Annotated in this window: 5 protein-coding genes; 3 read left to right on the top strand and 2 right to left on the bottom strand. The window is 53.1% G+C overall.

The features are described from left to right. Positions 1 to 120: 120 nt before the first annotated feature. Positions 121 to 2058, bottom strand: coding sequence for a TonB-dependent receptor (locus tag JCM12296_RS09470; RefSeq protein WP_054691881.1), 1938 nt, complete (start codon positions 2056 to 2058; stop codon positions 121 to 123). Continuing rightward, positions 2055 to 2285, bottom strand: a complete 231-nt coding sequence (locus JCM12296_RS09465) for a hypothetical protein (protein WP_054691878.1) — start codon at positions 2283 to 2285, stop codon at positions 2055 to 2057. The genes JCM12296_RS09470 and JCM12296_RS09465 overlap by 4 nt, the downstream gene beginning before the upstream one ends. Before the next feature lie 934 nt (positions 2286 to 3219). Here JCM12296_RS09465 and JCM12296_RS09460 point away from each other — a divergent pair. Genes JCM12296_RS09460 through JCM12296_RS48980 form a run of 3 tightly spaced genes read left to right on the top strand, consistent with a single transcriptional unit; the run spans position 3220 to position 6141 of the window. Then, positions 3220 to 5451 (top strand): cache domain-containing protein, encoded by a 2232-nt coding sequence (locus JCM12296_RS09460; RefSeq protein WP_054691874.1) that lies wholly within the window; start codon positions 3220 to 3222, stop codon positions 5449 to 5451. A 40-nt stretch (positions 5452 to 5491) separates the two neighbouring features. Further along, a complete protein-coding gene (locus tag JCM12296_RS48985; RefSeq protein ID WP_306303997.1) occupies positions 5492 to 5785 on the top strand; it encodes a response regulator in 294 nt (97 codons plus the stop codon). Positions 5786 to 5796: 11 nt separating this feature from the next. Next, positions 5797 to 6141, top strand: coding sequence for a response regulator transcription factor (locus JCM12296_RS48980; RefSeq protein WP_306303996.1), 345 nt, complete (start codon positions 5797 to 5799; stop codon positions 6139 to 6141). Positions 6142 to 6227 lie beyond the last annotated feature (86 nt).

The raw sequence follows: 6227 nt of genomic DNA, 5'->3' as shown, positions 1-6227 counted from the left end.
CCTCGGCCCCGCCTTTACGCCGACGGCGCAGCGGCGAGGCATCGATGATGGATTGCCAGCGCTCTTCCCAAAAAATGACTATGATCGTCGGTCACGTTTTTCTCCTCATGTTCTCATCGGCTAAAAACGGATGCTCAGGGTCACCCCCACCGTGCGGTCCGTGGCCGGAAAGCCGGAAGCGTCCGAATAGGTCACATCGAACAGGTTCTTCACGTAGAAGTTGAGCACCGCCTCATCGAGCATCCACTTCTCTTTACAGAGCACTTGCTCGATGCCCAGGTCCACCATATGGTAGGCATCGATCTGCACCTGGCGGAAGTCATAGACATCCTCGGCGATCTCCTCCGAGACCTCGGTCACCTCGTCGCTCTGGTACTGGTAGTCCAGCATCAGGGCGGTTGTCTCGAAAAGCTGATACCGCAGGCCGGCGGTCACGCGATGGCTGGCCCGTTGATCCAGTTCGGTCTCGCCGGCCGGTTCGTCGCCCTGATTTCGAAAATCCTGCCAGGAGTAGGCCAGGTAGAAGGAGAGTGGCTTAATGATGTGTCCGCTCAGCTGGATATCGATTCCATGGCGATAAACCTCATCGAGGTTGACTTTATAGTCGCTGAAACGCAGATCCCCGGCGCCAGCCCCGGAATATTGGGCATAACTGCTGTTGGTGGCGATAAAATCTTTGATATCGTAAAAAGAGTAGTTGACTTTGAGCATGATGTCGCCGAACAGACGGCGATCGGCAACCAGGTCGTAGCCGACACCGTACTCCGGCTCCAGAAATATGCCGGCGGGACGTCCCTGGGGATTGTAATCGCCATGGTAATCCGGTGCGCGCCAGATTTTACTGACACCCAGGGAGAGCGAACTGTCCCGCAGCCAGGCGGCCAACCGATCCAACCGCCAGGTGGTGAAGGATTTGGGCATGAACTCGTCCCATTCGCGGTCGACGTAACGGTCATAGGCGCGGTTCCAGAGGTTCCCGCCGGACTCGTTGCTCACCCATATTTTGACTTTCTCATAGCGCACCCCGAGGGTCGTTTCCAAGGAGGGTAGAATCGCCCAACGATGCTGGAGATAACCGCCCTGCTTCCGGATGCGTTCAGTCTTATCGTCGTCCAGGCCCTCATCATATAACCGGGCCAGGTCGTAACCGATGGTGGTGGTATGGTTGGGCGCCCATTGGATCTCGTCCTGAAGTTTTCCGCCCACCTGCCACCAATCGGTGTCCATGACGCTGCGTTCGGTGTCTCCCTGATTTACGTAATAGGCCCGGATGCGTTTGTCTTTGCCTTTATAGGCGCCCAGCCGAAGCCGTCCGATGGGAGAGGGCTGGTCCAGGTTAAGCCGGTAGATATGGGACTCGCCGTCCCAGGTAGGGTCCTGGTAGGGATCAAAGGAACCATCCTCGGCACGGGGATAATCGCTGTCATAATCGCCATCCTTTTCACCGGGATTGTTGACCGGCGCCTCACGGTCGGTGTCGGTCTTCGATGCGCTGACGGTAATAACGCCATCGGCCGGCAGCAGGTACCCGGCACGCCCATACACCGTCTCGACATCGGTTTCGCTATTTCTCAGGTAGCCGTCCGTCGAATAATGGCGGTAAGCGGTATCGTAGGTCAGATTCTTGATCGCCCCCTGCGCCGTGGCCACGGTATTGATGGTTTCATAGGTTCCATAGCTCGTGGCCACGGAAAAGTCCGGTTTCAGGCTCTCATGACGGGTCGGCCGCTGGGTGATCATGTTGATCACGCCACCGATGCTTTTGCTGTCAAACAATGCCGAATGGGGGCCGGGGAGAACTTCGATCTCCTTGATGAGAAATGTGGGCAGCAAAGCGTAATCGACGATATTACTCGATTTGCGCCCCCCTGTCTTTTGGACTGCCACGGAATCGATGGCGGTAACGAAGCGTCTGGCATCGAAACCGCGCAAATAGATGGAGTCGACCCCGGGGTCCTGGTCGCTGGCGCCGCGAAAATCGACGATGGCCTGGGATTTCAATGCATCCAAGACGCTCGTTTCAGGCCCGATGATTTTAAAGTCCTCCAGATCGATCACCGTTTTTCAGGAAGTTGTTCAAAGCCGGCGGAACCGCCTTTTCCAGACACCACGATCCGCTCCAGTTTCCGGACCGGCGAGGATTCTGAATCCGTGGCCGCTTCCGAAGCGGCAGGCGATGTCGATTCCGTTTCCGCTGCTTGCACCCGATTGAAATTGCCACTCAAAAAGCCGATCCAAACCAGTAAGACACCCGCCCATACGACTGACCTGCCAATCCGTTTCATCTTCAGTTCCTCTCCGGGTCAATGGTTCCAGTTGGTTAAGGCGTGACCGCCGGCACCGAGATTCGCTGCAATGGGGCATCGGGAATTGACGCCGGGGAAGCTTCGGCGTAAAATTGCTAAAGCTTCCCCTGCCGGGGGACGCTAACCTAAAGGCAGCCGGAACGTCCTGGCCGGGATGTGGCTGCCTTTTTCTCTATGCAAAAAAACAAAAAGCCACGAAAACAGGAGTCGTAACAATCCCTGGCCTTCGTGGCTCGTATATTAAATGGTATTTTTTTAACTTGTGGGTCGTTCTGAATCTCTGCTGAGTCTGGGCATCTTCATGACACCGGATCGGATGGGCGACTCAAAGAAAGTTGAGACATAACCCAATATCGGTCAGCGGTCAAGCATAACCGGGAACTCATTCAGGGTAACCGCATTTGATTCATCGTTACCCGTTTTATACGATGACGACGTGACAAATGCCAAATGTCCAATGCCAAATGCCAATTGGTGGTATTCTATCCATCTACGATCGATACGATCCTTCAATTGACATTCGGATTTTGGCATTTGGCATTGATTGAACCAAGAGAGCCTGCTTCCCGTTAGGCCAGTAAAAAGCTGAAAGCCAAATGCGGTTACCCTGGGAACTCATTTCGTTTCACGTACCGTCACATTTTGTGCCACGGATTGAGGGCCATGGTTGCCAGTACAAAGGCATTGTAGGTTATTCACCGACACCTTCCGTTATCATTTCCTTACGTCCGCTGCTATTCGATGTCTTACACAAAAATGAGGTGCATGCCGATTGCCAAGGTTCTGTTCGTCTACTAATGCATGTTTACTTGGTGCATCTGTCTCAAGCGCAAGACCAATGCGTCGCGACCCTTTGACAATTTAACCCCGAAACCGTTCAATTCCCATACATGTTTCAACACAAGGCGCCATCATGCATCGTTTTCCTGTAATCCGCAATCTTCCGATTCGATACAAGATGCTATTGAGTTACTCGACGGCATTCATCCTGTCCATTACCATAAGCAGCGCCGTTATCTATTCCATCGTTCGCGATACGATTAAAGCGAACATCGAAAGCGAGCTGAAAAACACATCCGCAGCCATCCTTAACATGGTTCAAATTTCCGCATCGGTGGCTATCAAGAATCATCTTCGGGCCGTCGCCGAAAAAAATCTTGAAATCGTCAGCTACCATTATGGACTCTATTCAAAGGGCGTATTGAGCGAAGAGGAGGCCAAACAAAGAGCAAAGGGCATGTTGCTGGCCCAACAAATCGGCGTTACCGGATATATCGCCTGTGTGGACAGCGATGGTATCATGAAAATTCATCCCCGCAGTGAACTGGAGGGCGTCGATTTTTCCGATCGTGCATTTATCCAGGAAATGATCAGGCGCAAACAGGGGTACATCGAATACCGTTGGATGAATCCCGGGGACCCGAACCCTAAGCCGAAGGCACTCTTCATGTCTTATTTCAAACCGTGGGACTGGATTATCAATGTCTCATCCTACCGCAATGAATTCGGCGAATTGGTGGATGTGGATGACTTTCGGGAAAGTATCCTATCCTTGCAATTCGGAAAGACGGGGTATGCTTTTATTCTGGACATTAATGGCAATGTCATCGTTCATCCCGTGCTGCAAGGCGTCAATGTGCTGAAAACGGATAAGCTGCCGGACCAGCCGGTAAAAACCATGTTAAGGGAAAAAAACGGGCAGCTCGTGTACGAATGGAGGAATCCGGGAGAGACCGCACCCAGACGAAAACTTGTTCATTTCAAGTACATGCCCGATTTCAAATGGATCGTGGCCACGTCCAGCTATCTCGACGAATTCTATGCGCCCCTGCAACTGTTAAAGAAGGTGATTTTACTGGCCATGCTGTTTTCCCTGGCCCTGGTGCTGCCGATCACCTTCATTATCAGCCATTCGATTACCCAGCCCATGCAGCGGTTGATTTGTCGCTTGCACAAAGGCATCGCCGAACTGCGAACCGAGACCCGCCTGCCTGCTTCCGGTGACGAAATGGAACGCCTGACCTTGTATTTCAATTCGTTCATGGAACGTCTGGAGACCTATAGCCAAAGCATTCACCAGGAAATCGCCGAGAGAAAACAGGTCGAAGCGGCCTTGCGCGAAAGTGAGGAAAAATACCGTTCCGTCATGGAGGCCGTTCCTGACCCGATCCTTGTCCATGATACCAACGGATTGGTGACCTACCTGAACCCCGCGTTCACGAAGGTCTTCGGCTGGAGTGAAAAAAACTGCCTGGGACATAAAATGGTTGATTTCATCGAAGGCGGGAACTGGGAAAGGCTTCGCCGAGGTCTTTGGACCCGTTCCCAAACAAGTGCCATGTCAAGCGTCGAGACCCGGTGTTATCGAAAGGACGGCTCCCTGGTTCAGGTGAGCATCCGGAGGGCAATGTATCGCGATCGAACCGGAAAACGTTCCGGGAGTGTGATCGTCTATCGGGATGTGTCCGAGATGAAACGACTGGAAAAAGAGGTCATGGATATCGGCGACAGGGAACGCCAGAAGTTCGGACACGACCTTCACGATGATCTGTGCCCTCACTTGATCGGAATCGTGGGGTTGGGAACCGTGCTCAAACGCAAATTGGAGGCCCGCGGTATTTCCGAGGCGGCCCAGATGGATAAAATCAAGGAGCTGCTCAAGATCGCCATCGTCAAGTGCCGACAGCTTGCCAGGGGCCTTTACCCGGTCAATCTCGTGAATCATGGTATAGTAGTGGCCTTGCGTGAACTGGCGGAAAATGTCCAGTCGATGTTTCAAATTTCCTGCACGTTTGACTGTGAGGCCGACGTGATGATCCAGGACAATACCGTGGCCACCCATATTTTCCGGATCGCCCAGGAAGCCGTTTACAATGCGGCCCGGCACGCCACTCCCAATGCGATCCGGATTCGACTGACCGCCGGGGCGGGACGGCTGGTCTTGACCGTCACCGACGATGGTGTCGGTCTGCCCCAAGGCGATCGCAATGCGGGCATGGGATTGCGGATCATGGATTTCCGTGCCAATATGATCCAGGCAGCACTGGCCATACGGCCATGCGCAGACGGCGGTACCGAGGTACAATTGCAAATGCAATGCCCGGTCAACGATGGCAAGGCCATGCCCACTTCATTTCACGCATAATCAGGGATGGATTGATCGAATGAAAAAAAGGAAAATTTTCGTGGTCGAAGATCATCCCATTTTCAGATTGGGAATCAGTGAATTGATCAATCAGGAAGAGGATCTTGCCGTATGCGGCGGTGCCGAGAGTGTCCACCAGGCCATGCGTGAAATCGAGCGCTTGAACCCGGATCTTCTCATTGTGGATATATCGCTGAAGCACAGTGATGGCATTGACCTGATAAAGGAGATCCATAACCAAAGGAAAGACCTGCCGATGATGATCCTCTCCATGCATGACGAATTCCTCTATGCGGAGCGAGCCCTACGCGCGGTGCACGGGGCTACATTATGAAGGAGGAAGCCATGGAGTCGGTGGTTTTTGCCATTCGTCAGGTGCTGGCCGGGAACCTCTACTTTAACGATCAGGTCAAAGAACACATCCTTTTTCAGTTGAGCGGAGATTCCGGGGCGGCCGACGCGGATCCCATCAAACGGCTGACCAACCGCGAACTCGAAGTATTTCGTCTCATCGGCCGAGGGTTTAGTACACGCGATATCGCCGGCAAACTGAATCTCAGCATCAAAACCATCGGGACCTACCGGGAAAGGATCAAAGAAAAATTAGGGCTCAGAAATGCCACGGAATTGGTCCGCCTGGCAGTTCACTGGGAAAACACCAAAAAGATCACCCCATCGGTCCAGGCATAGCCTCATCTTACCCCGCCAACCTTCGCGTCCCTTTCTTCAAGCGTCTGTTTGAAAATTCCATTTAAGCCCCGTGTGGTTTTGTCGGC

It is taken from the genome of Desulfosarcina cetonica JCM 12296, from assembly GCF_001311845.1.
In the GTDB taxonomy this organism is placed as follows: Bacteria; Desulfobacterota; Desulfobacteria; order Desulfobacterales; family Desulfosarcinaceae; genus Desulfosarcina; species Desulfosarcina cetonica.
The sequence above is the reverse complement of the archived record's forward strand: the minus strand, read 5'-3'. Positions and strand labels throughout refer to the sequence as shown.

Bases quoted from the DNA above. Each gene is read 5' to 3' on its own strand.
- JCM12296_RS09465 (WP_054691878.1), bottom strand. From the start codon at position 2,285: ATGAAACGGATTGGCAGGTCAGTCGTATGGGCGGGTGTCTTACTGGTT.
- JCM12296_RS09460 (WP_054691874.1), top strand. From the start codon at position 3,220: ATGCATCGTTTTCCTGTAATCCGCAATCTTCCGATTCGATACAAGATG.
- JCM12296_RS48980 (WP_306303996.1), top strand. From the start codon at position 5,797: ATGGAGTCGGTGGTTTTTGCCATTCGTCAGGTGCTGGCCGGGAACCTC.